Origin of the sequence: Streptomyces sp. NPDC050161, from assembly GCF_044460025.1 — a bacterium.
Taxonomy (GTDB): Bacteria; Actinomycetota; Actinomycetes; order Streptomycetales; family Streptomycetaceae; genus Streptomyces.
The window spans coordinates 494433-520184 of sequence record NZ_JBITJM010000002.1; the positions used below are offsets into that span (position 1 = coordinate 494433).

General features: G+C 72.8%; 25 protein-coding genes. 17 read left to right on the forward strand and 8 right to left on the reverse strand.

All coding sequences use genetic code 11. The annotated features are described in order from the left end of the window. The first annotated feature begins 125 nt into the window (after positions 1-125). Positions 126-1220, forward strand: a complete 1095-nt coding sequence (locus ACIBK8_RS05320) for a nitronate monooxygenase (RefSeq protein WP_399040187.1) — start codon at positions 126-128, stop codon at positions 1218-1220. Further along, positions 1217-1960 carry a 16S rRNA (uracil(1498)-N(3))-methyltransferase gene (locus tag ACIBK8_RS05325; RefSeq protein ID WP_399040189.1) on the forward strand — a complete coding sequence of 248 codons (744 nt, stop codon included), beginning with the start codon at positions 1217-1219 and terminating at the stop codon, positions 1958-1960. The genes ACIBK8_RS05320 and ACIBK8_RS05325 overlap by 4 nt, the downstream gene beginning before the upstream one ends. Before the next feature lie 72 nt (positions 1961-2032). On the opposite strand, the gene ACIBK8_RS05330 is transcribed toward ACIBK8_RS05325, so the two are convergent. Beyond that, positions 2033-2461 (reverse strand): OsmC family peroxiredoxin, encoded by a 429-nt coding sequence (locus ACIBK8_RS05330; protein ID WP_393680212.1) that lies wholly within the window; start codon positions 2459-2461, stop codon positions 2033-2035. Between the two features lie 215 nt (positions 2462-2676). On the opposite strand from ACIBK8_RS05330, the gene ACIBK8_RS05335 reads away from it, so the two are divergent. The 4 genes from ACIBK8_RS05335 to ACIBK8_RS05350 all read left to right on the forward strand — a co-directional run bounded on the left by ACIBK8_RS05335 (position 2677) and on the right by ACIBK8_RS05350 (position 7105). Next, entirely contained in the window at positions 2677-3033 is a 357-nt protein-coding gene (locus ACIBK8_RS05335; protein WP_393680211.1) for a histidine triad nucleotide-binding protein, read from the forward strand. An 18-nt stretch (positions 3034-3051) separates the two neighbouring features. After that, positions 3052-3957 (forward strand): ribonuclease Z, encoded by a 906-nt coding sequence (locus tag ACIBK8_RS05340; protein WP_399040191.1) that lies wholly within the window; start codon positions 3052-3054, stop codon positions 3955-3957. A 108-nt stretch (positions 3958-4065) separates the two neighbouring features. Beyond that, positions 4066-5904 (forward strand): serine/threonine-protein kinase, encoded by a 1839-nt coding sequence (locus tag ACIBK8_RS05345; RefSeq protein ID WP_399040193.1) that lies wholly within the window; start codon positions 4066-4068, stop codon positions 5902-5904. Positions 5905-5938: 34 nt separating this feature from the next. Next, positions 5939-7105, forward strand: a complete 1167-nt coding sequence (locus tag ACIBK8_RS05350; RefSeq protein WP_399040194.1) for an FHA domain-containing protein — start codon at positions 5939-5941, stop codon at positions 7103-7105. A gap of 30 nt (positions 7106-7135) precedes the next feature. On the opposite strand, the gene ACIBK8_RS05355 is transcribed toward ACIBK8_RS05350, so the two are convergent. Beyond that, the gene (locus ACIBK8_RS05355; protein ID WP_399040195.1) at positions 7136-7966 is read right to left on the reverse strand and encodes an HAD family acid phosphatase; all 831 of its coding nucleotides are present in this window, start codon (positions 7964-7966) and stop codon (positions 7136-7138) included. 140 nt (positions 7967-8106) lie between these two features. On the opposite strand from ACIBK8_RS05355, the gene bla reads away from it, so the two are divergent. The 4 genes from bla to ACIBK8_RS05375 all read left to right on the forward strand — a co-directional run bounded on the left by bla (position 8107) and on the right by ACIBK8_RS05375 (position 12362). After that, positions 8107-9030, forward strand: a complete 924-nt coding sequence (gene bla, locus ACIBK8_RS05360; protein WP_399040196.1) for a class A beta-lactamase — start codon at positions 8107-8109, stop codon at positions 9028-9030. A 109-nt stretch (positions 9031-9139) separates the two neighbouring features. After that, positions 9140-10498: an enolase C-terminal domain-like protein gene (locus ACIBK8_RS05365; RefSeq protein ID WP_399040197.1), complete on the forward strand. Its 1359-nt coding sequence runs from the start codon at positions 9140-9142 to the stop codon at positions 10496-10498. Between the two features lie 149 nt (positions 10499-10647). After that, a complete protein-coding gene (locus ACIBK8_RS05370; RefSeq protein ID WP_399040199.1) occupies positions 10648-11733 on the forward strand; it encodes an S-(hydroxymethyl)mycothiol dehydrogenase in 1086 nt (361 codons plus the stop codon). Beyond that, positions 11733-12362 carry an MBL fold metallo-hydrolase gene (locus tag ACIBK8_RS05375; protein ID WP_399040201.1) on the forward strand — a complete coding sequence of 210 codons (630 nt, stop codon included), beginning with the start codon at positions 11733-11735 and terminating at the stop codon, positions 12360-12362. The genes ACIBK8_RS05370 and ACIBK8_RS05375 overlap by 1 nt, the downstream gene beginning before the upstream one ends. Positions 12363-12374: 12 nt before the next feature. Here ACIBK8_RS05375 and ACIBK8_RS05380 read toward each other — a convergent pair whose 3' ends face one another. Next, positions 12375-13712: a 6-phospho-beta-glucosidase gene (locus ACIBK8_RS05380; RefSeq protein ID WP_399040202.1), complete on the reverse strand. Its 1338-nt coding sequence runs from the start codon at positions 13710-13712 to the stop codon at positions 12375-12377. A 66-nt stretch (positions 13713-13778) separates the two neighbouring features. Between ACIBK8_RS05380 and ACIBK8_RS05385 the strand changes: the two genes are divergently transcribed. The 7 genes from ACIBK8_RS05385 (at position 13779) to era (ending at position 20353) form a co-directional block, all read left to right on the forward strand. After that, on the forward strand, positions 13779-14927 hold the full coding sequence (locus ACIBK8_RS05385) for a carbohydrate kinase family protein (protein WP_399040203.1): 1149 nt from the start codon (positions 13779-13781) through the stop codon (positions 14925-14927). Positions 14928-15078: 151 nt separating this feature from the next. Next, positions 15079-16086, forward strand: a complete 1008-nt coding sequence (locus ACIBK8_RS05390) for a PhoH family protein (RefSeq protein ID WP_399040204.1) — start codon at positions 15079-15081, stop codon at positions 16084-16086. A gap of 51 nt (positions 16087-16137) precedes the next feature. Next, complete coding sequence (ybeY, locus tag ACIBK8_RS05395) at positions 16138-16635, forward strand: rRNA maturation RNase YbeY (protein ID WP_393680189.1); 498 nt, start codon at positions 16138-16140, stop codon at positions 16633-16635. Between the two features lie 13 nt (positions 16636-16648). Next, positions 16649-17986 (forward strand): hemolysin family protein, encoded by a 1338-nt coding sequence (locus tag ACIBK8_RS05400; protein ID WP_399040206.1) that lies wholly within the window; start codon positions 16649-16651, stop codon positions 17984-17986. Between the two features lie 113 nt (positions 17987-18099). Beyond that, entirely contained in the window at positions 18100-18903 is an 804-nt protein-coding gene (locus tag ACIBK8_RS05405; RefSeq protein WP_399040208.1) for an AAA family ATPase, read from the forward strand. Positions 18904-18966: 63 nt separating this feature from the next. Continuing rightward, on the forward strand, positions 18967-19344 hold the full coding sequence (locus tag ACIBK8_RS05410; protein WP_399040209.1) for a cytidine deaminase: 378 nt from the start codon (positions 18967-18969) through the stop codon (positions 19342-19344). Between the two features lie 70 nt (positions 19345-19414). Then, positions 19415-20353, forward strand: coding sequence for a GTPase Era (gene era, locus ACIBK8_RS05415; protein ID WP_399040210.1), 939 nt, complete (start codon positions 19415-19417; stop codon positions 20351-20353). Here era and ACIBK8_RS05420 read toward each other — a convergent pair. The 5 genes from ACIBK8_RS05420 to ACIBK8_RS05440 all read right to left on the reverse strand — a co-directional run bounded on the left by ACIBK8_RS05420 (position 20350) and on the right by ACIBK8_RS05440 (position 25558). Next, complete coding sequence (locus ACIBK8_RS05420; protein WP_399040211.1) at positions 20350-21309, reverse strand: lysostaphin resistance A-like protein; 960 nt, start codon at positions 21307-21309, stop codon at positions 20350-20352. The two genes, era and ACIBK8_RS05420, sit on opposite strands and share 4 nt — an antisense overlap. Positions 21310-21420: 111 nt before the next feature. Beyond that, entirely contained in the window at positions 21421-22671 is a 1251-nt protein-coding gene (locus tag ACIBK8_RS05425; RefSeq protein WP_399040213.1) for an MFS transporter, read from the reverse strand. Beyond that, positions 22668-24047 (reverse strand): GH1 family beta-glucosidase, encoded by a 1380-nt coding sequence (locus ACIBK8_RS05430; protein ID WP_399040215.1) that lies wholly within the window; start codon positions 24045-24047, stop codon positions 22668-22670. The genes ACIBK8_RS05425 and ACIBK8_RS05430 overlap by 4 nt, the downstream gene beginning before the upstream one ends. Positions 24048-24165: 118 nt before the next feature. Beyond that, complete coding sequence (locus ACIBK8_RS05435) at positions 24166-24432, reverse strand: protealysin inhibitor emfourin (protein WP_399040216.1); 267 nt, start codon at positions 24430-24432, stop codon at positions 24166-24168. A gap of 46 nt (positions 24433-24478) precedes the next feature. Beyond that, positions 24479-25558, reverse strand: a complete 1080-nt coding sequence (locus ACIBK8_RS05440; RefSeq protein ID WP_399040218.1) for a M4 family metallopeptidase — start codon at positions 25556-25558, stop codon at positions 24479-24481. Positions 25559-25752 lie beyond the last annotated feature (194 nt).

Here is a 25752-nt window from a genome sequence, read left to right on the forward strand (position 1 = left end):
GGGTCCGGGGGTCGCCCCCGGACAGGCACAGCCAACAGGCGGTGGGCCAACGGCTCGTGGGGTCGGGGCACGGTGTGTGCCCGACCCGGTGCGGAGCGGCGCGGTGGGCGTGGCACGATGTGGTCATGTCCACCGCGCTGACCGATTTCTGCCGCCATCCGATCGTGCAGGCCCCGATGGCCGGCGGCATCTCCCGGCCTGAGCTGGCCGCCGCCGTCAGTGACGCCGGCGGCCTCGGATTCCTCGCCGCCGGCTACAAAACCGCCGACGGCATGTACCAGGAGATCAAACGGCTGCGCGGGCTGACCGGCAGGCCCTTCGGCGTGAACCTCTTCATGCCGCAGCCGCCGCTCGCCGACACCGCGGCCGTCGACGTCTACCGCGACCAGCTCGCCGGTGAGGCCACCTGGTACGAGACGCCGCTCGGCGAGGTCGACGCGTGCGGCGGCTCCGACGACGGCTTCGAGGCCAAGCTGGCGATTCTGCGCGAGGACCCGGTGCCGGTCGTCTCCTTCGTCTTCGGCTGCCCCTCGCGCGCCGTGCTGGACGCCTTCGCCGCGGTCGGCACGTACACCATCGTCACCGTCACCACCCCCGCCGAGGCGCAGGCCGCGCAGTGGTCGGGCGCGGACGCGGTCTGTGTCCAGGGCATCGAGGCCGGCGGCCACCAGGGCACCCACCGCGACGACCCGCAGGCCGACGGTACCGGCGCAGGTATCGGGCTGCTCTCGCTGATCGCGCAGGTCCGCGAGGCCGTGCAGATTCCCGTCATCGCGGCGGGCGGGCTGATGCGCGGGGCGCAGATCGCCGCCGCGCTGACCGCGGGCGCCACCCTGGTGCAGCTCGGCACCGCCTTCCTGATCACCCCGGAGTCCGGCGCGCACGAGCTGCACAAGCGGGCGCTGACCAATCCGCTGTTCACCCGCACCGAGCTGACCCGGGCGTTCACCGGCCGTCCGGCCCGTGGTCTGGCCAACCGCTTCCTGCGGGAGCACGGACCGTACGCGCCGGCCGCCTACCCGGCCGTCCACCAGCTCACCTCGGGGCTGCGCAAGGCCGCCGCGAAGGCGGGGGACGCGCAGGGCATGGCACTGTGGGCCGGGCAGGGCCACCGGATGGCGCGCGAGCTGCCGGCCGGCGAGCTGGTGGAGCTGCTGATGTCCGAACTGGACGCGGCGCGCGGCGGGTTGGACCGGGACGGCGCGGGGGACGCGGCATGACGGCCCCGGTCTTTCTGGTGGAGTCCCTCGCGGACGTGCGGACCGGCGGCACGCTGACGCTGACGGGCCCCGAGGGGCGGCACGCGGTATCGGTGCGGCGGCTGCGGGTCGGCGAGGAGGTCGTGCTGACGGACGGCGCCGGGTCGGGTGCCGGGGGCACGGTCGCCGCCGTCGAGGGCAAGGACCGGCTGACGGTCGCGGTGACCGAGCTGCGCCGTGAGCCGGAGCCCGCGGTGCGGATCACCGTCGTGCAGGCGCTGCCCAAGGGTGACCGCGGTGAACTGGCCGTGGAGACCATGACGGAGACCGGCGTGGACGCCATCGTCCCCTGGTCGGCGTCGCGTTGTGTCACCCAGTGGAAGGGCGAGCGGGCCGCGAAGTCGCTGGCGAAGTGGCGGGCCACGGCCCGCGAGGCCGGTAAGCAGTCCCGCCGGCTGGCCTTCCCCGAGGTCGCGGAGCCCTGCACGACCCGGCAGGTCGCGGAGCTGCTCGCGCAGGCGGACCTCGCCGCCGTACTGCACGAGGAGGGCAGCGCCCCGCTGGCCACCGCCGCGCTGCCGGCCACCGGCAGCATCGTGCTCGTCGTCGGCCCCGAGGGCGGAGTGGCGCCCGATGAGCTGGCCGCGTTCGCCGACGCGGGCGCCCGGCCCTACCGCCTCGGCCCGACCGTCCTGCGCACCTCCACGGCGGGTACCGCGGCCACCGCGCTGCTGTTGGGACGCACCGGCCGCTGGAGCTGATCCGCCGCCACACAAAGGTGCGCCGACCGGCCCAACGGCCCGTCGGCGCACCGCAGTTCACCCCCGTACGGGTCAGATCAGCTGTGCGTCGATGGTGATGTTCTTGACGCCTGCCAGCGCCTGGCTCACCGGGCAGTTGGCCTTGGCGTCCTGGGCCGCGGCCTGGAAGTCGGCCTCCGACAGGCCGGGGACGCGGGCCCTGACGGTCAGTGCGATGCCGGTGATGCCCTCGCCCGGCTGGAACGTCACGTCGGCCTGGGTGTCGACGGCTTCGACGGTGTGGCCCTTGCCCGCCAGGCCGTGCGAGAAGGCCATCGAGTAGCAGGAGGAGTGGGCGGCGGCGATCAGCTCTTCCGGACTGGTGACGCCGTTCGGCTGCTCCGAGCGGGCCGGCCAGTTCACGTCGTACGTGCCGACCTTGGAGGATTCCAGGGCGACGGTGCCCTTGCCCTCCAGGAGGTTGCCTTCCCAGTGGGTCTTGGCGGTGCGCGTGGTTGCCATGGTGCACTAACTCCCGGTTGTGGGCGATATGCGGTCTTCGGGGTCAGCCTAGGACACAAGGGGTGCCCGATCGGCCCGGTAGCATCCGAGTGCGTACGCACGGTGCGTACGGCGCCTGCCGCGTACGCCGTGACGCGACCCGGTGCGGCCACGACGCGGCCCGACGCGGTCCGTCCGGCGCCGACGGCGGGCGAAGACCCGGGAGGAGTCCACCGGTGGCGGGAGAACCGCAGGCCGACTGCCTGTTCTGCAAGATCGTGGCGGGGGAGGTGCCGGCGACCATCGTCCGGGAGTCCGAGACCACCGTCGCCTTCCGCGACATCAATCCCCAGGCGCCGACCCATGTCCTGGTGATCCCCAAGGTCCACTACGCGAACGCCCTGGAACTGGCGGCGGCGGAGCCGGCCATCGCCGGTGACGTGCTGCGCGAGGCGGGCCGGGTGGCCGGTGACGAGAAGGTCGACGCGACCGGCTACCGCATCGTGTTCAACACCGGTCCCGGCGCGGGGCAGACGGTCTTCCACGCCCATGCGCACGTGCTGGGTGGCCGCGACCTCCAGCGCCTGGTCTGACGAGGCCGGGGAACCGAGTTGTCCGTACGCGAACTGGTCGTCCTCGGCACCGCGAGCCAGGTGCCGACCCGGCACCGCAACCACAACGGCTACCTGCTGCGATGGGACGGCCAGGGGCTGCTGTTCGACCCCGGCGAAGGCACCCAGCGGCAGATGCTGCGCGCCGGGGTCGCGGCGCACGACCTCAACCGGATCTGCGTGACGCACTTCCACGGTGACCATTCGCTGGGCCTCGCCGGGGTGATCCAGCGGATCAACCTCGACCGGGTGCCGCATCCCGTCACCGCCCACTACCCGGCCAGTGGGCAGCACTTCTTCGACCGGCTGCGCTACTCCACCGCGTACCGCGAGACGGTCCGGCTGGTGGAGCGGCCGGTGGCCACCGACGGCGAGCTGGAGCGCTCGGCCGCATACGCCCTGGAGGCGCACCGGCTCTCGCACCCCGTCGAGGCGTACGGCTACCGGCTGGTGGAGCCCGACACCCGGCGGATGCTGCCCGAGCTGCTGGCGGAGCGCGGTATCGCAGGTCCTGACGTCGGGCGGCTCCAGCGGGAGGGTGAGCTGAACGGCGTGACGCTCGACGAGGTGAGCGAGATGCGGCGCGGCCAGCGGTTCGCCTTCGTGATGGACACCCGGCTGTGCGACGGCGTGCACGTGCTCGCCGACGGTGCCGACATGCTGGTCATCGAGTCGACGTTCCTCGATGAGGACGTGCAACTCGCCACCGATCACGGCCACCTGACCGCGGGACAGGCCGCCGCGGTGGCGGTGCGGGCCGGTGTGCGGCATCTGGTCCTGACGCACTTCTCGCAGCGTTACAGCGACCCCGGCGAGTTCGAACGGCAGGCGCGGGAGGCCGGGTTCACCGGCGAACTCACCGTCGCGCGTGACCTGATGCGGGTGCCGGTCCCCAAGAGGCGCTGAGGGGGCGGCACTTCACCGCCGTTGATCGTGGGAAGCGGTGGGATCTGCCCCCGGTGATGTGCTGTGATGGACGGCGGTGTGCGGAGAGGTATCCGCCGTGGGCGGCGGATGCCGGATACCGGGGATCCGGCACCGTGCCGCCGGGACGTCGCGGCAGTATCACGGGAGGTCGTCATCGATATCAGCGCCGACGCGGGGATCGGTCCGCTGCTGCCCGAGGACCCGCGGGAGATCGCCGGATACCGGCTGCTCGGCCGGGTCGGCGAGGGCGGCATGGGCACCGTCTACCTGTCGCGGACCCGCGGTGGGCAGCCGGTGGCGCTCAAGCTGATCCTGCCCCAGTACCGGCGGGACGAGGCGTTCCGGCTCCGCTTCGAGCAGGAGGTGCGGTCCGCCCGCCGGGTGCAGGGCTATCACCTCGTGCCGGTCGTCGACCACGACGCCACCGGTCAACTCCCGTGGATCGCATCGGAGTTCGTGCCCGGCATCCCGCTGGACACGGCGCTCGCGGAGTTCGGGCCGCTGCCGTTGCCCGCCGTCTTCCACCTGGTGGGCCGCACGGCGCGGGCGCTCGCGGCGGTCCACGCGGCCGATGTCGTGCACCGCGATCTCAAGCCCAGCAACATCATGCTGGCCGCGTCCGGCCCGTACGTCATCGACTTCGGCATCGCCCGCGCCGCCGACGCCACCCAGCTGACCAGCGTCGGCGGGCGGATCGGCACCCCGCACTTCATGTCGCCCGAGCACGCGCTCGGCGAAACGGTGGGGTACGCGGGCGACTTCTTCTCGCTCGGCCTGATCGCGGCGGTCGCGGCGACCGGGCGGCATCCGTACGGCGAGGGCGGCTGGATGACCGTGGCCACGAAGATCGCCAACAGTGCGCAGCACCCGCCCGACCTGTCCGGCTACCCCGAGGAGCTGCAACCGCTGCTGCACCGGTGCCTGACCGTGGACCTGGCCGCCCGGATCACCGCGGACGAGGCCGTCGAGCTGTGCGAGCGGGGCGCCGGGCGGCCACTGCGGGACGCGGAAGGATGGCTGCCCGCGCCGCTCGACGCGGCCGTCGGACGGCGGGCGCGTGCGGTGGAGAGCCTGTGGGAGCCGGTGATCGAGCCGGAGCCGGAAGCCGCGCGCGGCACCCTGCCGCCGTGGGGCCCGGTGAGCCGCCCGACGAGCATCCCGCCGCCGCCCAGTGCGCCGCCGGGGACGCCGCCGCCCGGTACGGGGTACGGCACGGGGCCGTCGTACGGCAAGGGAACCGGCTCCGGCCGGGCACCCGCTCCGGGAACGGGCCCGCACGAGGGCGCCGTACCGCCGCCGTCCGCGCCCGCCGGGTTCACCGGCGGTCTCCGCCGCAAGGTCCTGATGGGCGTGGCCGCTGCCGTCGTGCTGGTGGCGGGGACCTTCGCCGTCAAGGCGATGCTGCCGGGCGGCAAGCCCGGCCCGGGTCCTGACCCGACGGGCGATCCGACGCCGGGCCCGACGGCGAGCGGCGGCGGCAAGCCGGTCAAGGACCCGACCGGGCCCGCGCGCCCCGCCTACACGACGCTGGTCAAGGACCGCCCGTTCGAGCTGCGGTCGCCGCGGAACTCCGACGACGCGGGAGTCGACCTGGACATCCCGCGGGTGAACTCCCGCACCGTCGACTTCGACAAGGACGAGATCATCATCGGCAGCGTCCTCAAGGACCGCTGGGAGTTCCAGACCCCCTTCGGCAAGGGGGCCGGCGAGAGCCCCGAGAAGTGCCTGGAGGGCTCGCAGTCCGACGCGCTGCCCGGCTCCGTCGACTACCAGGAGTTCGAGGAGACCATCCCCGTCGGCACCCTGCTGTGCACGGTGACCGACAAGGACAACCTCGCCATGCTGAAGGTCACGAAGGTCACGCCGACCCAGGACGGCGATCTGCCCGACGTCTCCGGCCGCCTGACGGTCTGGAAGAAGCAGTAGCGGCCACCCGCCCTCGGACCGGGAGAGTTCTCCGATGCCTCACAACCCCGACCACCGCCTCGCGTTCCTCGCCCGCCACCTCGCCCCCACCCCGCAGGACGCCGACGCGCTGATCGACCTCTCCAACGTCGTCCGCAACAGCCGCGTCGGCCCTCGCCACGGGCGTTCCCTGGACCGCCTGCGGCAGGTCGTCGATGCGCTGGCGCGGCGCACCAGCGACCGCGAGGTCCGGGTGTACGCCGTCGCCGACCGCAGCCTGCGCCACGGCGTGCACGAGTACCCGGGCCCCGACGAGCCCTGGCTGCTGGCGGACTGGATCGCACAGGGCCTGGTGGAGGAGGCGGACGACGCCGACGAACCGCTGCTCGCGCTGGCCGACGTCACCGGCCTGCCGGTCGTCTCCAACGACGACTTCAAGGACTTCCGGCTCGTCCACCCCTGGATCCAGGGCAACACCGGGCAGTTCCTCGGCATGCGGCCAGGACCGGACCGCGCCGTCGTCCTGCACGAGCGCGACATGGGCGTCCGCAGCGCCGCGGACATCTCGCGGAAGCTGGAGGAGTCCGACCTCAAGGCGCACGGCCTCCTCAAGGGCTCGAAGCGCCTCCTGATGACGGAGATCGTCAAGCGCTCCTGGCGCTGCCCCGAACGCGGCTGCACGCTCTACGACACCCGCCGCGGCACCGCCGTACGGCTGCCGTACGTGCGCCGCGACGTGCCGCTGTGCGAGCTGCACCGCACCCCGCTCGTCGACGACGGCCCGCGCACCGCCGTCAGCCAGCTCAAGCTGCTGGTCGACGACGCCTGTGTGCACCGCTTCACCCTCGACGCGGGCACCACCGTCGTCCTGGGCCGCGCGCCGGGCGAGGGCGGCATCACGCTGTACGGGCTGCTGCCCGACCCGCTGCTGCGCCGGGTCAGCCGCCGGCACGTGCTCGCCACCGTCGACGAGGACGGCCTGCGGCTGCGCAACCTCAGCGGCTACGGCACCCGGCTGCTGCGGCACGGCGCGAAGAGCTGGAGCGCGCTGAGCGACGAGACACCGGCCCCCTTCCGCGTCAACGACGTCGCCGAACTCACCGCGGGGGTCACCCTCACCCGCAGCGCCCGGCGCTATCCCGCCGAGATCGCCGCGGCCTGGCAGCGCTCCGCCCGGCAGGTACCCGAAGGCCCGGCCCGCGCGGCCACCCGACGGCACTGAGCGGGACGGGTGGCCGGGCGGGGACAGGGCCTACGGCAGGTAGTACATCGGGTTCGGCAGCTTGAAGGTGCGGTCGGACGCGCCGCCCCGCAGATCGCTGTACTGGTCCCCGAAGTTGGCGACGATGCGGTAGCCGAGGGACTCGATGTGCTTGCGGGTGCCCGACTTGAACTCGACGGTCGAGCAGGTGGCACCGCAGGGCAGGTACGCCGGCGGGTGCTCCTTGTCCTTCAGGTAGACGTGCGAGCGGTCCAGCGGGACGCCGTAGCCGACGTTCTTGAGGTTGCGCACGCTCCAGTCCCGCTGCGCCTCCTTGCGGCCGGTGAGGAAGAAGACCTCGGCGCCTCGTGCGTGCGCCCAGTTGACCAGCCGGTCCATGCCGAAGACCGGGTCCATGTCGGTCGATTCGAGGTACTTGTCCTGGGCTTCCTCGGTGTGGTGGAAGCCGACCTGGAGCTCGTAGTTGTAGGTCAGCAGGGTGGTGTCGTCCATGTCGAGGACGATCGCGGGCTTCTTGGCGTGCTTGCCGGTCTTCGCGTCGGCGGGCTGCGCGGTGTGGCCGTGCTGCCGGTCGAGCGCGCGGGTCAGGTAGCTGCGGGCCTTCGCCTCGATGCCGCGGACCTGGCGCGCGTAGTTGCTGTGCGGGGACGCGTAGTGCTCGCCGTCCGCGGTCACCGTGTCGCCGTAGTACGCCTTGATCTTGTCCTGGACCTGCGTGAGGTTCGGGATCTCCTTGTCGGTGCGGGGCACCGCGTGTTCGGCGGTGGCCTGGCCCACGCCGAACACCGCGGTCCCGGCGACGAGGGCGGCAACCGTCGCGGCGCCGACGCGGGCACGGCGGGAGAGGACGGGGAGGGGCATGGCGCGGCTCCTTCAGGGAGTCTGAGCAGGGGACTCCCGTAGGTTTAACAGAGGCGCAACGCCGGTTCTACGCGCGAAGATTCAACGGTTGGTAAAGGGTTCCCGCGCGCGGGAGCCACAACAGAGAGGGGAAAGCGCTGATGAGGGCCTTCGAAACCGGTCCGGACCGCCGCACCGCCATCGCCCTGGGCGCCGGGGCTGCGCTCGCCGCCGTGTCGATGGGCGGCCCCGCGCAGGCGGCCACCCCGCGCGCCGACGAGGGCGTCGTGCGGGCACTGCGCGACCTGGAACGGCAACACGGCGCCAGGCTCGGGGTGTTCGCGCGGCACACGGTCACCGGCGCCACCGTGCGCTACCGCGCGGACGAGACCTTTCCGGTCTGCTCGGTGTTCAAGACGGCCGCCGCTGCCGCCATCCTGAGAGACCTCGACCGGAACGGCGAATTCCTCGCCCGGCGCATCCGGTACACCGAACAGGACGTCGCCGGTGCCGGCCACGCGCCCGTCACCGGCACACCCGAGCACCTCGCGCACGGCATGACCGTCGCCGAACTGTGCGCAGCCGCCCTCGATTACAGCGACAACGCCGCGGCCAACCTCATGCTCCGCGAGCTGGGCGGCCCCACGGCCGTCACCCGCTTCTGCCGCTCGATCGGCGACCGGGTCACCCGGCTCGACCGCTGGGAGCCCGAGCTGAACTCCGCCGAACCCTGGCGCACCACGGACCTCACCAGCCCGGCGGCCATCGCGGGTACCTACGCGAAGCTGACCCTCGGCAGCGCGCTGACCCGCGGCGACCGCCGGCGCCTGACCGGCTGGCTGCGCGCCAACACCACCGGCGGCGCACGCCTCCGCGCCGGGCTCCCCGGCGATTGGACGGTCGCCGACAAGACCGGCACCGGCGACTACGGCACCGCCCACGACGTGGGCATCGCCTGGACACCGGACGGCGCGCCGCTCGTGCTGGCCGTCCTGACCACCCGCCCCGGTGCCGCGGCACCGGTGGACGAGCCGCTGCTGGCCAAGACCGCCGAACTGCTGGCGAAGGCGCTCGTACGGAGGTAACTCCCCGGCCGCCGCGTGGCGTTGGGCGGTATTGACGGCCGGGTGCCGCCCTCCTAGCCTCCAGCTGCATCCATGAAGGTCGTCTTCATATGGAGACAGGAGCGTCCCCTTGGTCACCACCGACGCCACGCGCCAGGCCGCCACCGACGCCACGGGCCTGACCATCACCGAAGTCCGCCTCACCCCGATCCTGGTCGCCGACCCGCCGCTGCTGAACACCCAGGGAGTGCACCAGCCGTACACCCCGCGGCTGATCATCGAGGTGGTCACCGCGGGCGGCGCCACCGGGTTCGGCGAGACCTACGGCGACACCGCTTACCTCGATCTGGCCCGCCCGTTGGCCGCCGCGCTGACCGGCCGCCGGGTCACCGACCTGAACGCGCTGCCCGCGCTCGCCGCCCGGGTCTGCGGTCCGTCACCCGCCGCCACCGACGCCGCGGCGGTCGACGCCGGTGGGCTGCGCGGCGTGCAGACCGCGGACAAGCTCCGGCTCTCCGTGCTCTCCGGCTTCGAGGTCGCCTGCCTGGACGCCTGGGGCCACGCGGCCGGGCTCCCCGTCCACGCGCTGCTCGGCGGCAAGGTCCGCGACCGCGTCGACTACAGCGCCTACCTCTTCTACCGCTGGGCGCACCACCCGGAGGGCCGCGGCGAGCCCGACGACTGGGGCGCGGCGCTCGACCCGGCGGGCATCGTCGCCCAGGCCCGCCGCTTCGCCGACACCTACGGCTTCGCCTCCTTCAAGCTCAAGGGCGGCGTCTTCGCCCCCGATGAGGAGATCGCGGCCGTCCGGGCGCTGGCCGCCGCGTTCCCCGGGCAGCCGCTGCGGCTCGACCCCAACGGCGCCTGGAGCGTACGGACCTCGCTCGCGGTCGCCGCCGAGCTGCACGACGTCCTGGAATACCTGGAGGACCCGGCGAGCGGCACCGCCCGGATGGCCGAGGTGGCCGCCGCGCTCCGCGACACCCGGCACGGTGGCCGCGTCCTCCCGCTGGCCACCAACATGTGCGTGACGACGTTCGACGAGATCGAGACGGCCTTCGCGCGCCGCGCCGTGCAGATCGTGCTCTGCGACCACCACTACTGGGGCGGGCTGCGCGCCACCCGCGAACTCGCCGCGCTCTGCCGCACCTTCGGCGTCGGCCTGTCCATGCACTCCAACACCCACCTGGGCATCAGCCTCGCCGCCATGACCCACGTCGCCGCGACCGTCCCGACCCTCGGCCACGCCTGCGACACCCACTATCCGTGGCAGTCCGAAGACGTCCTCACCGAGCGGCTCGCCTTCCGCGACGGCGGGCTCGACGTGTCCGACGCGCCGGGGCTCGGCGTCACCGTCGACCGCGACCGGCTGGCCGCGCTGCACCGCCGCTGGCTGGCCGACGACGGCGGGCTGCGCTCCCGCGACGACGCCGCCGCGATGCGCGTCGCCGAGCCCGCCTGGGTCACCCCCGCCGTGCCGCGCTGGTGACCGCGGCCCGGAGCCGGGGATCATGGATACGGCTGTGATCACGGCCGTGATCTCGCGCGCGGGGCCGCCGCGCGCGTACGGTGTGGCGCGGCTCGGTGGCGGTACGCCACAGTGGTCCCGTACGTGATCTTTTGAGAGGGGCTGTACCGATGGCACAGGAAGTGCGCGGCGTCATTGCGCCAGGGAAGAACGAGCCGGTCCGGCTGGAGACGATCCTGGTCCCGGACCCGGGTCCTGGCGAGGCCGTGGTGGCGATCCAGGCGTGCGGGGTGTGCCACACCGACCTGCACTACAAGCAGGGCGGCATCAACGACGAATTCCCCTTCCTGCTCGGCCACGAGGCCGCGGGTGTGGTGGAGTCGGTCGGCGCCGGCGTCACGGACGTCGCGCCAGGTGACTTCGTCGTCCTCAACTGGCGCGCGGTGTGCGGGCAGTGCCGTGCCTGCCTGCGGGGCCGCCCGCAGTACTGCTTCGACACCCACAACGCGAAGCAGAAGATGACGCTGAAGGACGGCACGGAGCTGAGCCCGGCCCTCGGCATCGGCGCGTTCGCCGACAAGACGCTGGTCGCCGCCGGGCAGTGCACCAAGGTCGACCCGGAGGTCTCGCCCGCCGTCGCCGGCCTGCTGGGCTGCGGCGTGATGGCCGGCATCGGCGCCGCCATCAACACCGGCAACGTCGGCCGCGGCGACAGCGTGGCGGTCATCGGCTGCGGCGGCGTCGGCGACGCGGCCGTGGTCGGCGCCCGGCTGGCCGGCGCCGCGAAGATCATCGCGGTGGACGTCGACGACCGGAAGCTGGCGACCGCCCGCTCCATGGGCGCCACCCACACCGTCAACTCCCGCACCACCGACCCCGTCGAAGCCATCCGGGAACTGACCGGCGGCTTCGGCGCCGACGTCGTCATCGAGGCGGTCGGCCGCCCCGAGACCTACCAGCAGGCGTTCTACGCCCGCGACCTGGCCGGCACCGTCGTCCTGGTCGGCGTCCCCACCCCCGAGATGACCCTGGAACTCCCCCTCCTGGACGTCTTCGGCCGCGGCGGCGCCCTCAAGTCCTCCTGGTACGGCGACTGCCTGCCGTCCCGCGACTTCCCGATGCTCGTCGACCTGCACCAGCAGGGCCGCATCGACCTCGGCGCCTTCGTCACCGAGACCATCGGTATCGACGGCGTGGAGCAGGCATTCGAGCGGATGCACGCGGGCGACGTCCTGCGCTCGGTGGTGACGCTCTGATGACGGCCCGCATCGACCACCTCGTCACCTCGGGCACCTTCTCGCTCGACGGCGGCACCTGGGACGTCGACAACAACGTCTGGATCGTCGGCGACGACGACGAAGCGCTGGTCATCGACGCCGCCCACGACGCCGACGCCATCCTCGAAGCCCTCGGCGACCGCACCCTGCGCGCGATCATCTGCACCCACGCGCACAACGACCACATCGACGCGGCACCCGCCCTCGCGGCCCGTACGGGTGCCCTGATCCATCTGCACCCGGACGACCTGCCGCTGTGGAAGCAGACCCACCCCGGCACCCCGCCGGACCGCGAACTCGCCGACGGGCAGGTCCTGACCATCGCGGGAGTGGACCTGACGGTGCTGCACACACCGGGTCACGCACCCGGCGGGGTCTGCCTGCACGCACCCGCCCTGGAGACGGTCTTCACCGGGGACACCCTCTTCCAGGGCGGCCCCGGCGCCACCGGCAGGTCCTTCTCGGACTTCCCGACCCTCGTCGGCTCGATCCGCGACCGGCTGCTGTCCCTGCCCCCGCACACCGTCGTCCGCACCGGACACGGCGACCCCACCACCATCGGCGACGAGGCCCCGCACCTGGAGGAGTGGATCAAGCGCGGCCACTGAGCCGGCTCCCGCTCACGCCTCCCCGGCCGCCCGCTCCAGAATGCGGGCGGCCACCGCGGGGGAGTCCACCAGCGGATGCAGCGCCAGCGCACGCAGCGCCGCGTCCCTGTCCTTGAACATCGCCGCCTCCACCGCCGCCCGCTCCACCGCCTTGAGCTGGAGCATCAGCCCCAACTGGTCCGCGCGCAGCGGCGCGCAGGGCAGCGGACGCGGACCGTCGGCCCCCACCTCGCACACCGTCTCCACGATCGCGTCGGGCGCCAGCTGCGGCACCGTCGAGCGGTTGCGCACGTTGAGGATCAGCCGGGTGCCGCCGCCGTCCACCAGCGCCCGCATCAGCGCCAGCGCCACCCGGTCGTAGCCGCCGCCCTCCAGATCACAGCTGTCCCGCTGCCAACCGCCGCTCGCCTTGCGGCTGTCGGCCAGATACGTCTCCTCGCGCTCCAGCCGGGTCCGCTCCCACAGCGCGTGCGCATCCCCGTGGCCACCGGCCGCCGCCCGCTCGAAGAAGCCGCCCTGCTGCTGGTCGAGGAACTCGCCCCGGGTCTCCCGCGCCCCGCGCACCGACGCCAGGGTCTCCCGGCGGAAGTAGTAGTAGTGCAGATACTCGTTGGGCAGCGCACCCAGGACCCGCAGCCAGTCCGCGCCGAACAGCCGGCCCTCCTCGAAGGACCCCAGCGCCGCCGCGTCCCCCAGCAGCCCCGGCAGCAGCTCCTGGCCGTCGACCGCCAACGACCGCAGCCAGCCGAGGTGGTTGAGGCCGACGTAGTCGTACGTCACCCGGCCCGGCGTGCCGAACGCCGACGGATCGGCCCCCGCGGCGCGGGCCGCCCGGTGCACCAGACCCACCGGCGAATCGCAGATCCCCACCACCCGGTCGCCCAGCACCTGCGCCATCGCCTCGGTGACCATGCCCGCCGGGTTCGTGAAGTTGATGACCCAGGCCCGCGGCGCCAGGGCCGCGACCCGCTCGGCGATGTGCAGCGCCACCGGGATCGTCCGCAGCCCGTAGAGCACCCCGCCCGCGCCCACCGTCTCCTGCCCGAGCACCCCCTCGTCCAACGGGATCCGCTCGTCGCGCACTCGCCCCGCGGTGCCGCCCACCCGGATCGCGGAGAACACGAAATCGGCCCCGGCCAACGCGTCGTCGAGACTGTCGGCGAGCCGCACCCGCACCGGCGCCCGATGCCCTTCGGCCTGCCGCGCCAGCACCTCGGCGATGACCGAGAGCCGCCGCGGATCGGTGTCGTACAGCGTCAGTTCGGAGACGGAGTGCGCCGGGTCGTCCAGCAGCGCGCGGTGCACCAACGGCACCCGGAAACCGCCACCGCCGAGAATCGTGAGCCTCATGGGGCGGAACGTACCGCAGCATCAGGCACACTGGCGGCACCTGCCGGGACGAGAGGGGCGAGCACGGTGATCGGTGGCCGACGACAGAAGCAGCAGCCCACGCGGCCGGGAGCCGCCACGGCGGCACTCGACCCGCTGGCCGCACTGAGAACCCCGGGCGACCCCGCCACCGACGTCTACCTCACCGGCACGGTCTTCCTCGACATCATCTTCACAGGACTGGACTCCGCGCCGGTACGCGGCACCGAATCCTGGGCCCGCGGCATGGGATCGAGCCCCGGCGGCGTCGCCAACATGGCCACCGCACTGGCCCGCCTCGGCCTGCGGACCTCGCTGGCCGCCGCGTTCGGCGACGACATGTACGGCGAGTACTGCTGGGACGCGCTCGACCGGGGCGAGGGCATCGACCTCACCCTGTCCCGCACCATCCCCGGCTGGCACTCCCCGGTCACCGTCTCCATGGCCTACGAGGGCGAGCGCACGATGGTCTCGCACGGCCACGAGGCACCGCAGCCGGAGAACGCCTTCGACGGCGGCCACGCCCCGGGCTGCCCGCCCGCCTCCCGCGCCTGCGTCGCGTCGCTGGTGCCCGGCAGGCGGGAGGGCTGGCTCGGCTGCGCCGCCGCCCGCGGCAGCCGCATCTTCGCCGACGTCGGCTGGGACGACACCGGCCGGTGGGATCCCGCCGACCTCGACGGCATCGAACACTGCGAGGCGTTCCTCCCCAACGCCGAGGAAGCGATGCGCTACACCCGCACATCCGACCCGCGCGCCGCCGCCCGCAAGCTCGCCGAGCGGGTGCCGCTCGCCGTGGTCACCATGGGCTCCGAGGGCGCCTGCGCCGTCGACGGACGCACCGGCGAGAGCGCCGAGGTACCCGCCATCGCCGTCGAGGCGCTGGACCCGACCGGCGCCGGTGACGTCTTCGTCGCCGGCTTCGTCACCGGCACCCTCGCCGAGTGGCCGCTCGCCGACCGGCTGGCCTTCGCCGGTCTTTCCGCCGCCCTGTCCGTGCAGGAATTCGGCGGCTCGCTCTCCGCACCCGGCTGGGCGGAGATCGCCGCCTGGTGGCAGCAGGTGCGCGGCTGCACGGCGGGCGCATCGGCCGCCCTGCGCCGCCAGTACGCCTTCCTGGACGCGGTGCTGCCCGCCGCCGACCGCTGCTCACCGCTGGCCCGCGCCGTCCCGACCATCGGTTTCCGCCGGCCGGCCTGAACGCGGGGCGCCCGGGGCCGGTTTCCCCCGCGGTCCGGAAAAACTTTCGGGGTTGTCAGTGCACCGTCGTACTCTGGAGATCCAAGGAGTCGAGCCGCAGGCACCTCTTAGCAGCAAAGGACGGGGGTTGAGCAGGCCACAGCGCCGGCCCATGACTCAGACACCCAGCGAACCGCAGGCGAGCGCCCAGTTCACCGTCCCGGCCAAGCACCCCATGGTGACGGTTCTGGGATCGGGAGACTCGCTTCTGCGCGTGATCGAGAAAGCGTTCCCCGCGACGGACATCCATGTCCGGGGCAATGACGTCAGCGCTGTCGGCGACGCCGAGGAAGTCGCCCTCATCCAGCGCCTGTTCGACGAGATGATGCTGGTGCTCCGCACCGGACAACCGATGACGGAGGACGCCGTGGAACGCTCCATCGCGATGCTGCGCGCGGCGGAGAACGGCGAGGGCACCGAAGGCGAGACACCGGCCGAGGTCCTCACCCAGAACATCCTCTCCAACCGCGGTCGCACCATCCGCCCCAAGACCCTCAACCAGAAGCGCTACGTCGACGCCATCGACCAGCACACCATCGTCTTCGGCATCGGCCCCGCGGGCACCGGCAAGACCTACCTCGCGATGGCCAAGGCGGTACAGGCGCTCCAGGCCAAGCAGGTCAACCGCATCATCCTCACCCGCCCCGCCGTCGAGGCGGGCGAACGCCTGGGCTTCCTCCCCGGCACCCTCTACGAAAAGATCGACCCGTACCTGCGCCCCCTCTACGACGCGCTGCACGACATGCTCGACCCGGATTCGATCCCACGCCTGATGGCAGCGGGGACGATTGAGGTCGCGCCGCTGGCTTATATGAGGGGCCGCACCCTTAATGACGCCTTCATCATTCTCGACGAGGCGCAGAACACCAGCCCCGAGCAGATGAAGATGTTCCTCACCCGTCTCGGCTTCGATTCGAAGATCGTCATCACGGGTGACATCACCCAGATCGACCTTCCCGGAGGCGGTGGCAAGAGCGGCCTGCGGCAGGTCCAGGAGATCCTGGAGAACGTCGACGACGTGCATTTCTCCCGCCTCACCAGCCAGGACGTCGTCCGGCACAAACTCGTGGGCCGTATCGTCGACGCATACGAGAAGTACGACAGCCGCAACAGCGGCTAGCCCTCAGGGCCGGTCCGGCCCGCGGACGAGAAGCGAGAAGTCAGCCCCCTCATGTCGATCGACGTCAACAACGAGTCCGGAACGGACATCGACGAGCAGGCCGTCCTGGACGTCGCCCGCTACGCCATCGCCCGGATGCGCATCCACCCGCTCTCCGAGCTGTCCGTGATCGTCGTGGACGCCGAGGCCATGGAGCAGCTCCACATCCAGTGGATGGACCTCCCCGGCCCGACCGATGTCATGTCCTTCCCGATGGACGAACTGCGTCCGCCGGCCAAGGACGACGAGGAGCCCCCGCAGGGGCTCCTCGGTGACATCGTGCTCTGCCCCGAGGTCGCCAAGCAGCAGGGCGAAGCGGCCCCGACCGGGCACTCCATGGACGAGGAACTCCAACTCCTCACCGTCCACGGCGTGCTGCACCTCCTGGGGTACGACCACGAAGAGCCGGACGAGAAGGCGGAGATGTTCGGCCTCCAGGCGGCCATCATCGACGGCTGGCGCGCCGAGCGGGGCCTGGACGGCCCGTCCCCGGCCCCCACCCTGACCTGACCGGGCGACGGGAATGACCACCCAACTGATCGCGGTAGCGGTACTGCTCGTCGTGATCGCCTGGCTCGCCGCCTGCGCGGAGGCCGGACTGGCCCGTACCACCAGCTTCCGCGCCGAGGAGGCGGTCCGCTCCGGCCGCCGCGGCAGCGCCAAGCTCGCCGCCGTCGCCGCCGACCCCACCCGCTACCTGAACGTCGCGCTGCTGGTGCGCGTCGGCTGCGAGATGGCGGCCGGTGTCCTGGTGACGTACGCCTGCGTCCGCTCGTTCGCGGTGACGTGGGAGGCGCTGACCGTCGCCATCGGCGTGATGGTGCTCGTCTCGTACGTCGCGGTCGGCGTCTCGCCGCGCACCATCGGCCGCCAGCACCCGCTGAACACCGCCACCGCCGCCGCGTACGTCCTGCTGCCGCTGGCCCGGATCATGGGCCCGGTCCCGCAGCTGCTGATCCTCCTCGGCAACGCCCTCACCCCGGGCAAGGGCTTCCGCAAGGGGCCGTTCGCCTCCGAGGCGGAGCTGCGGTCGCTGGTCGACCTCGCCGAGAAGGAGTCGCTGATCGAGGACGAGGAGCGCCGGATGGTGCACTCCGTCTTCCAGCTCGGCGACACCCTGGTGCGCGAGGTGATGGTGCCGCGTACGGACCTGGTGGCCGTCGAGCGGTACAAGACCATCCGGCAGGCGCTGACCCTCGCGCTGCGCTCCGGCTTCTCGCGGATCCCGGTGACCGGCGAGAACGAGGACGACATCGTCGGCATGGTCTACCTCAAGGACCTCGCCCGCAAGGTGCACATCAGCCGGGACGCGGAGACCGAGCTGGTCTCCTCCGCGATGCGCCAGGCGGTCTTCGTGCCGGACACCAAGAACGCCGGTGACCTGCTGCGCGAGATGCAGCAGGACCGCAACCACGTCGCGGTGGTCATCGACGAGTACGGCGGCACGGCCGGCATCGTCACGATCGAGGACATCCTGGAGGAGATCGTCGGCGAGATCACCGACGAGTACGACAGGGAGCTGCCGCCGGTCGAGGAGCTGGGCGACGGCCGCTACCGCGTCACCGCCCGCCTGGACATCGGCGACCTCGGCGAGCTGTACGGCCTGGCGGAGCTGGACGACGAGGACGTCGAGACGGTCGGCGGGCTGCTGGCCAAGCTGCTGGGCCGGGTGCCGATCGCCGGTGCGACGGCCGAGGTGGATCTCTCCGACGACAGGTACGACCCGGACCTGACCGCGCTGCGGCTGACCGCGGAGTCGACGGCCGGCCGCCGCAACAAGATCATTACCGTGCTGTGCGAGCCGGTCCGCGCCACCGCGGACAGCCGTCACGGCACGGTCGGCGGGGCGTCGGCCGGCTGAACCGCGCGGACGGTGCGCGCGCCAGGACGCGGGCCTGGGGCCGGGCGGGCGCCTGTGCCAAGCTGGCGGTGGGGGAAGGCGGGCAAGGGGAGCGCGAGCGGGGGGAGTTCGAGGTGGCGGGCACCGAAGGAGCGGGCGCGGCAGACTCGCGGGCCGCCGCGTCACCGGCGCCGGATGCCCGCCCGCAGGGCCTGCGGGACCTGCGCGCCGCGGACACCGTCCCGGCCACCCTCAGCTACCCGCCGGGCGCCGTCGTCGTGGTCTCCGGACTGCCGGGCAGCGGCAAGAGCACCCTGCTGCACCGCTGGTCGGCGGCGGCCGATGTGGCGGTGATCGACCCGCGTACCGTCCACGTCGCCTGCGAGGCGGTGATGCCCGGCTGGCTGCCGTACGCGGTCTACCGGCCCTGGGCGCGGGCCAGGCTCCTGCTGTGGCTGCGCGCCGAGCTGGGCGGGGACCGGCCGCTGCTGGTGCACGACTGCGGCAGCCGGCCGTGGCTGCGGCGCCTGCTGGCGTGGTGTGCCGCGCGGCGCGGCCGGACCCTGCATCTCGTGGTGCTGGACGTCGGGGCCGCTGTCGCCCTGTCGGGGCAGCGGGCCCGCGACCGCTGGGTGCGCCGCCGCGTCTTCGCCCGGCACTGCCGCGGCCTCGGCCGGCTGCTCGCCGCCCTGCCGCCGGCCGGCACCCGGTCCGCCGCCGCGCTGCCCGCTTCGCTCGCCGACGCGGCCTCGGTGGTGCTGCTCGACGCGGCGTCCCGCGCGCAGGTGCGGGCCGCGCGGTTCACGGCGGCCGGCGCGCTCCCGAAGCCGTGCTCCGGCGCCGTTTCCGTGCCCTGCGCGCCGTCGTCGGAGCCGTCAGGCGCCGCCGTGCCGCCGTCGCCGCGGTCCGTCCGCGCCGCCCGCGCACCGCGCCGGTAGCCCGCCGCCGGTGCCGTGTTCCGGTGCTGCGCCCCGCGCGGCCGGGCAGCCGCCGCCCCGCATATGCTCGGCCGTATGAGCGAAGCCGCAGCACTGGACCCGGAAGACCGCAAGATCATTACGCTCGCGCGCTCGGCGCGGGCCCGCAACGGTGTGCCCGAGGGCGCCGCCGTGCGCGACGAGACCGGACGCACCTACGTCGCCGGCACCGTCGCCCTGGAGTCGCTGCGGCTCAGCGCGTTGCAGACGGCCGTGGCGATGGCCGTGGCCAGCGGCGCGCAGTCCCTGGAGGCCGCCGCGGTGGTCACCGAGGCCGACGACGCTGCCGACGCCGACCGCGCGGCGGTACGCGACCTCGGCGGCCCCGGCACGCCGGTCCTGGTCGCGGGCCCCGACGGCACCCTGCGCGGCAACACCCCGGCGGGCGGCCCGCAGCTCTGAGAGCCTGTGCCCGGCCACCGGCGTACGCCGGTGGTCGGAGCGGCCCCGGGGATCGGGGACAATGGGCGCCATGAGCGCTCGTACAGACTCCTCAGCCCCGCACCGCGCCGGCTTCGCCTGCTTCGTCGGCCGCCCCAACGCGGGCAAGTCCACCCTCACGAACGCTCTGGTCGGCACGAAGGTGGCCATCACCTCCAACCGGCCGCAGACCACCCGCCACACCGTCCGCGGCATCGTGCACCGCCCCGAGGCGCAGCTCGTCCTCGTGGACACCCCGGGCCTGCACAAGCCGCGCACCCTGCTCGGCGAGCGGCTCAACGACGTGGTGCGCACCACCTGGGCCGAGGTCGACGTGATCGGCTTCTGCCTGCCCGCCGACCAGAAGCTCGGCCCCGGCGACCGCTACATCGCCGCCGAACTGGCCGGCATCAAGAAGACCCCGAAGGTCGCCGTCGTCACCAAGACCGACCTGGTCGACTCCAAGGCGCTGGCCGAGCAGCTGCTGGCCATCGACAAGCTCGGCCAGGATCTCGGCATCGAGTGGGCCGAGATCATTCCGGTGTCCGCCGTCGGCGACAAGCAGGTCGGCCTGCTCGCCGACCTGCTCGTGCCGCTGCTGCCGGAGAGCCCGCCGCTGTACCCGGAGGGCGACCTCACCGACGAGCCCGAGCAGGTCATGGTCGCCGAGCTGATCCGCGAGGCCGCGCTGGAGGGCGTACGCGACGAGCTGCCGCACTCCATCGCCGTGGTCGTCGAGGAGATGATCGCCCGCGAGGACCGGCCCGCCGACAAGCCGCTGCTCGACATCCACGCCAACGTCTACATCGAGCGCCCCAGCCAGAAGGGCATCATCATCGGCCCGAAGGGCAAGCGCTTGAAGGAGGTCGGCACCAAGTCCCGCAAGCACATCGAGGCGCTGCTCGGGACGCCGGTCTTCCTCGACCTGCACGTCAAGGTCGCCAAGGACTGGCAGCGCGACCCGAAGCAGCTGCGCAAGCTGGGGTTCTAGGACACGGGCCCGCCCCGGACCGGCTTGGCCAGGGTGGGCTGCGAGTTCCTGACCGGTCCCGGCAGGACGTAGCGGGACGGCCGGAGGCGGCCCGTCAGCGCCAGGAAGGCGACGAAGGCGGCCAGTGCGATCCAGCCGGGCCATCCGTTGATCCCCATGTGCAGGGGGTCGAGCGCGGCGGCCGGGTCGGCGAACTCCTTGACCATCGCCACGCTCACCGAGCTGATGAACGCATGGCCGATGACGGCGGGCACGACCGAGCCGGAGCGCAGCCGCAGCCAGGTGAAGACCGGCAGGATGAGCACGCAGCTCACCAGCATCGCGGGCACCGACACGTACCAGGGCCGCCCCGGGTACTGGCCGCCCATCAGCAGTGTGGGCAGGTGCCACAGGGCGAAGGCCGCGCCGGTGACCAGGTAGGCCCCCAGCAGGCCGAGGCTGCCGCCGTCCCGTGCCAGGCGGGGGAAGAGGTAGCCCTGCCAGCCCAGTTCCTCGCCGAAGAAGAGCGGGAGCGACAGCAGCATCTGGCCCACCGCCGTGGCCGCCCAGGTACCGAGCCCGCCCCAGTGCACACCGCCGAAGGGGTAACTGCCCGCGAGGGCGCCGATGGCGAGGGCGGCGGCGGTGAGGCAGGCGGGGACGGCGAAGGCCGTCAGACAGGCCCGTACCGCGCGGCCCCAGGGCCGCGGCCAGCGCAGGGCGAGGGATTCCCGTACCCGTCCGCCGCCCTCGGTCCAGCGGACGGCGACGAGCGCGGCCAGTGCCGGGGCGAGCATCGCGGCGGCGATGCAGATCTGCTCCAGCGCGCCGGTGTCCTGCCGGGCGTCGCCCCGTTGGAAGCCGCTGACCAGGAGCGGAGTCATCGCCGCCCACATGCCGGCGTAGGCGAGGCCGAGGTAGACGAGCAGGCTGCGGCGCCGGCGTACGCGCGGTAGGGGCTCCGTTGAGTACGTCATGGCCGGGACGTTATGGCGTGGCGGGGCGGTGAAGAATCCGGCTGGTACCCGCTCCAGCGGGGGGCTGTCCCCACCGGCCCCTGCCGTCCCACCGGCCCTGGCCGTCCCGCCTCACGCCACCCCGCGGATCCGCCGGACCAGCAGCGCACCCAGCAGGCCGATCGCCGCCGCGACGAGATACAGCGCGCGGTAGCCGCCGAGGTGGGCGACGATCGGGGCGGCCAGCGCCGGGGCCGCCACCTGGGGCAGCGAGTTGGCGATGTTGAGGACGCCGAGGTCCTTGCCGCGGTGCGCGGCGGCCGGCAGCACGTCCGTCATCAGCGCGAAGTCGACGGACGTGAACACGCCGAAGCCGACGCCGAGGAGCGCGGCGGCGGCCAGTGCGCCGGTCCAGGTCTGCCAGCAGGCCAGCAGCACGGCGGCGACCGTCATGATCACACCGGACCACAGCACGAACGGCCGGCGCCGCCCGACCCGGTCCGACCAGAAGCCGCCGACGACGACCGTGCCCAGCAGCGTCACGCCGTTGACCGCCGTCAGGATCAGCACGCCGCCCTGCGGGTCGGGCCGGTGCAGCACGTCCCGCAGGAAGTACAGGAGGTAGAGCAGCGCCAGCGCGTTGCCGAGGTTGATCAGGAAGCGGGTCAGCCAGGCCCAGCCGAGGTCAGGGTGGCGGCGCGGGTCGAATCCGAAGCCGGTGCGGAAGGACCGCCAGGTGAACGGCGGCCGGGCGTCCGCGGGCAGCACGAGATCCCGGCGCAGCAGGTACGGCAGGGTGGCGAGCACGGTGAACGCCGCGCAGGCCAAGTAGCCGGCCGTGAGCCCGCCGGCCAGCGTCGCGAGCCCGGTCCCGGCCAGCACGCCCAGGATCTGCGCCGCGCCCAGCCAGCCGCCCACCGCGCCGCGCTGCCGCCGTGGCACCCGGTCCGGCACGGCGGCGGTCACCGCGGCGAACGCGGCGTTCAGCGCCAGCTGCACCAGGCACCAGCCGCCCGCCATCGCCCACACCGTCCGCGCCCCGGCCAGCAGCACCAGCGCCGCCGCCCCACCCAGGACCCCGGCGGCGATCCACGGCGTACGCCGCCCCAACCGCGAGGTCGTACGGTCCGACAGGGCGCCGAACAGCGGGTTGGCGACCAGCGAGACCACGGCGCCGGCGCCCGTCACCCAGGCCAGCACCGACTCCTTGGACGTGCCGGGCGGCGCCAACTCGGCGGCCTGCACGGCGAGCAGGATCTGCAAGGGGCCGTACCAGCCGACCCAGATCGCGCCGTTCGCCAGCGAAAGCGAGGCCGTCCAGCCGCCGCCCACCGGCGCGGACGGCTCCGCGAGCGCCCCGGCGTCCGCGGCCGGCACGGTCATCCCCGCGCCTGCTCCCGGAGCACGTCGCGCAGCCAGTGGAAGGACGCCTTCGGGGTGCGTGCCAGCGTCGCGTAGTCGATGTGCACCAGGCCGAAGCGGCGCGCGTAGCCCTCCGCCCACTCGAAGTTGTCCATCAACGACCAGACGAAATAGCCGCGTACGTCGACGCCGGCCGCCATCGCCTCGTGCAGCGCCCGCAGATGCCCGTCGAGGAAGGCGATCCGCTCGCGGTCGTCCACACCCTCGTACGAGCAGCCGTTCTCCGTGATCATCACCGGCGGCAGGCTCGCCCCGTACCGCTCGCGGAAGGTCAGCAGCAGCTCGTTGAGGGCCGCGGGGACCACCGGCCAGCCGAAGTCGGTCCGCGGGTATCCCGCGATCTCCCGTGGCGCGAACGGGAGTTGCGGCGGGATGCGGATGCCGCCGAAGTCCGTGGGGCCATCGCCGCCGCCCGGCTCGGGGGCGCCGACCAGCGTCGGCTGGTAGTAGTTGATCCCGTACCAGTCCAGCGGCTGCGAGATGACCTTCAGGTCCTCGGCCACCGGCCCCGGCAGCATCGCCGCCAGGCCCTCGTCCGGGTAGCGGCCGAGCAGCAGCGGTTCCGCGAACAGGCGGTTGAGCAGCAGGTCGTAGAGATCGGCGGCGGCGACGTCCGCCTCGTCGTCGGATGCCCGCCAGGTCGGCCCGTGCGAGTTGGCGACGCCGATGCCGGTGGCGCCCCGGGCGCGCAGTGCCTGCACGGCGAGGCCGTGGCCGAGGAGTTGGTGATGGGCCGCGGGCAGCGCGTCGAAGACCAGCTGCCGGCCGGGCGCGTGCTGCCCGATGCCGTAGCCGAGCAGCGTCAGCTCGGCCGGTTCGTTGAGGGTGATCCACTGCCGTACGCGGTCCCCGAGCCGCGCCGCGACGGCATCCGCGTACGCGGCGAAGTGCTCGGCCGTCTCCCTCCGGAGCCACCCGCCGTGCTCCTCCAGCGCCTGCGGAGTGTCCCAGTGGAACAGCGTCGGCAGCGGCTCGACCCCGGCCGCCAGCAGCGCGTCCACCAGCCGGTCGTAGAAGTCGAGCCCCGCCGCGTTGACCGCCCCGCTCCCGTCCGGCACCACCCGAGGCCACGCCACCGAGAACCGGTACGCCCCGACCCCCAGCTCCCGCAGCAGCCCCACGTCCTCCCGGTACCGGTGGTAGTGATCGACCGCCACCCCCGGATCCGACCCGTCCTTGATCCGCCCACCCTCCCCGGCGAACACATCCCACGCCGACCGCCCCCGCCCGCCCTCACCGACGGCCCCCTCGATCTGCTGCGCCGAAGTGGACACACCCCAGAGGAAGTTGGAGGGAAAACGGGGGAGGGAGGACGGACGTGCCGGTGTCGTATCCATGGGGCGGATCTTCTTAACCGCCGGTAACCCCGTCAAGGGGTCGGGAGCGGATACGGGTGGGGCCACCGATGCCGGGAGCTCCGGGCTCCGACGGCGTCACCGCGGTCGGAGCCCCCCGCTACGCCCCCTCCTTCATGACCCGCGTGATCAGTTTTCGTTGTTCCTCGGTCAGGCGGGGGTCGGAGCAGTAGACCGTTCGTCCGTCGACGGTGATCTGGTAGCTGAAGCCGTCGGGGGTGCCGACCGGGGGCTCGTTGTGGCCTTGGTCGAGGGACTGGGTGGCGAGGGTGTGCCAGTCGTCGGCGTCGGGCCGCGCCGAGGTGTCGACCTCGGCGCGGCGCTCGATGCCGGCGAAGCCACCGGTGCGTCGGATGTGAATGCGCATGGGTGGCTCCTACCCAGCAGGGCGGGCGGGACGTCTCCGGGGTGCGCTATTCGGTGGGGGTGACGCCCACCTGCGACCACGCCTTGACCATGGCCTCGTGTTCGGCGCCCGCGCCGTACCGGGCCTGGGCCGCCTTGATGGTGAGGGCGGCGAAGTCGGCGAACTTGGCGTCCTTGGCGAGGTGGCCGCCGGTCAGCACGTCGTACCAGACCTGGCCCGCGCGCTCCCAGGCGTTGCCGCCGATGGTGGTCGCGGCGATGTAGAACGCGTGGTTGGGGATGCCGGAGTTGAGGTGGACGCCGCCGTTGTCCTCCTGCGTTTCGACGTAGTCCTTCATCTTGGCCGGCTGCGGGTCCTTGCCGAGCACGTCGTCGTCGTACGCGGTGCCCGGTGCCTTCATGGAGCGCAGGGCCTTGCCGGTGACGTTCGGGCCGAGGAGGTCGGCGCCGATCAGCCAGTCGGCCTGCTCGGCGCTGTGGCTGAGGGAGTACTGCTTGATCAGCGAACCGAAGACGTCCGAGATGGATTCGTTGAGTGCGCCGGACTGGCCGGTGTAGTCGAGGTTGGCGGTGTACTGGGTGACGCCGTGGGTCAGTTCGTGCCCGATCACGTCGACGGGGATGGTGAAGTCGAGGAACAGGTCGTTGTCGCCGTCGCCGAACACCATCCGCTCGCCGTCCCAGAAGGCGTTGTCGTACTTCTGGCCGTAGTGGACGGTGGCGTTGAGCGGCAGGTCGGCGCCGTCGATGGAGTGCCGGCCGTAGACCTTGAGGTAGAGGTCGAAGGTCGCGCCGAGACCGGCGTGCGCGCGGTTGACCGAGGCGTCCTTGGACGGGCTGTCGGCCTCGCTGTGGACCTTGGTGCCGGGGAGTGTTTCGGCGTGCCCGGCGTCGTAGATGGTGCGGTTGGGCTTGCCGGACGGGGCTTCGGCGGCGGCGCGTGCGGTGGTGGCGCGGGCGTTTTCGTGGCGCCGGGTGCGGAGCTGTGTGTCGTGGTCGAGAGTGCGGCGGGCCGGCTCGTTGCGGGCAGGATCGTCGGTTTGCGCCAGCTTGTCGAGAAGGTGCGGCGGCACGATCGTGCAGAAGACCGGGGTGGCCGGGGTGTCCGGCGTTGAGGTGACGTCCATCCTTCAAATGTCGCATTGCGTGACGCAGTTGTCACTGCCCGCTGCCGGGATTCCCGAAAACGTGTGGTTGATCGCAGTCAGGCGGTTACGTCCCCTCGGTCCCGCATACTGATACGGGCCGCCGTAGCTCGCCGACCTCGGTTAGGGTGCTGTGCATCATGCGTTTCGGGCTGCTTCTCCTTAGCTGCCGCGGC

Excerpts from the sequence above, each read along its gene's own strand:
- ACIBK8_RS05320 (WP_399040187.1), top strand. The coding sequence starts at position 126 with ATGTCCACCGCGCTGACCGATTTCTGCCGCCATCCGATCGTGCAGGCC.
- ACIBK8_RS05325 (WP_399040189.1), top strand. The coding sequence starts at position 1,217 with ATGACGGCCCCGGTCTTTCTGGTGGAGTCCCTCGCGGACGTGCGGACC.
- ACIBK8_RS05330 (WP_393680212.1), bottom strand. The coding sequence starts at position 2,461 with ATGGCAACCACGCGCACCGCCAAGACCCACTGGGAAGGCAACCTCCTG.
- ACIBK8_RS05345 (WP_399040193.1), top strand. The coding sequence starts at position 4,066 with ATGCCGGATACCGGGGATCCGGCACCGTGCCGCCGGGACGTCGCGGCA.
- ACIBK8_RS05350 (WP_399040194.1), top strand. The coding sequence starts at position 5,939 with ATGCCTCACAACCCCGACCACCGCCTCGCGTTCCTCGCCCGCCACCTC.
- ACIBK8_RS05355 (WP_399040195.1), bottom strand. The coding sequence starts at position 7,966 with ATGCCCCTCCCCGTCCTCTCCCGCCGTGCCCGCGTCGGCGCCGCGACG.
- bla (WP_399040196.1), top strand. The coding sequence starts at position 8,107 with ATGAGGGCCTTCGAAACCGGTCCGGACCGCCGCACCGCCATCGCCCTG.
- ACIBK8_RS05370 (WP_399040199.1), top strand. The coding sequence starts at position 10,648 with ATGGCACAGGAAGTGCGCGGCGTCATTGCGCCAGGGAAGAACGAGCCG.
- ACIBK8_RS05375 (WP_399040201.1), top strand. The coding sequence starts at position 11,733 with ATGACGGCCCGCATCGACCACCTCGTCACCTCGGGCACCTTCTCGCTC.
- ACIBK8_RS05380 (WP_399040202.1), bottom strand. The coding sequence starts at position 13,712 with ATGAGGCTCACGATTCTCGGCGGTGGCGGTTTCCGGGTGCCGTTGGTG.
- ACIBK8_RS05390 (WP_399040204.1), top strand. The coding sequence starts at position 15,079 with ATGACTCAGACACCCAGCGAACCGCAGGCGAGCGCCCAGTTCACCGTC.
- ybeY (WP_393680189.1), top strand. The coding sequence starts at position 16,138 with ATGTCGATCGACGTCAACAACGAGTCCGGAACGGACATCGACGAGCAG.
- ACIBK8_RS05400 (WP_399040206.1), top strand. The coding sequence starts at position 16,649 with ATGACCACCCAACTGATCGCGGTAGCGGTACTGCTCGTCGTGATCGCC.
- ACIBK8_RS05410 (WP_399040209.1), top strand. The coding sequence starts at position 18,967 with ATGCTCGGCCGTATGAGCGAAGCCGCAGCACTGGACCCGGAAGACCGC.
- era (WP_399040210.1), top strand. The coding sequence starts at position 19,415 with ATGAGCGCTCGTACAGACTCCTCAGCCCCGCACCGCGCCGGCTTCGCC.
- ACIBK8_RS05420 (WP_399040211.1), bottom strand. The coding sequence starts at position 21,309 with ATGACGTACTCAACGGAGCCCCTACCGCGCGTACGCCGGCGCCGCAGC.
- ACIBK8_RS05425 (WP_399040213.1), bottom strand. The coding sequence starts at position 22,671 with ATGACCGTGCCGGCCGCGGACGCCGGGGCGCTCGCGGAGCCGTCCGCG.
- ACIBK8_RS05430 (WP_399040215.1), bottom strand. The coding sequence starts at position 24,047 with ATGGATACGACACCGGCACGTCCGTCCTCCCTCCCCCGTTTTCCCTCC.
- ACIBK8_RS05435 (WP_399040216.1), bottom strand. The coding sequence starts at position 24,432 with ATGCGCATTCACATCCGACGCACCGGTGGCTTCGCCGGCATCGAGCGC.
- ACIBK8_RS05440 (WP_399040218.1), bottom strand. The coding sequence starts at position 25,558 with ATGGACGTCACCTCAACGCCGGACACCCCGGCCACCCCGGTCTTCTGC.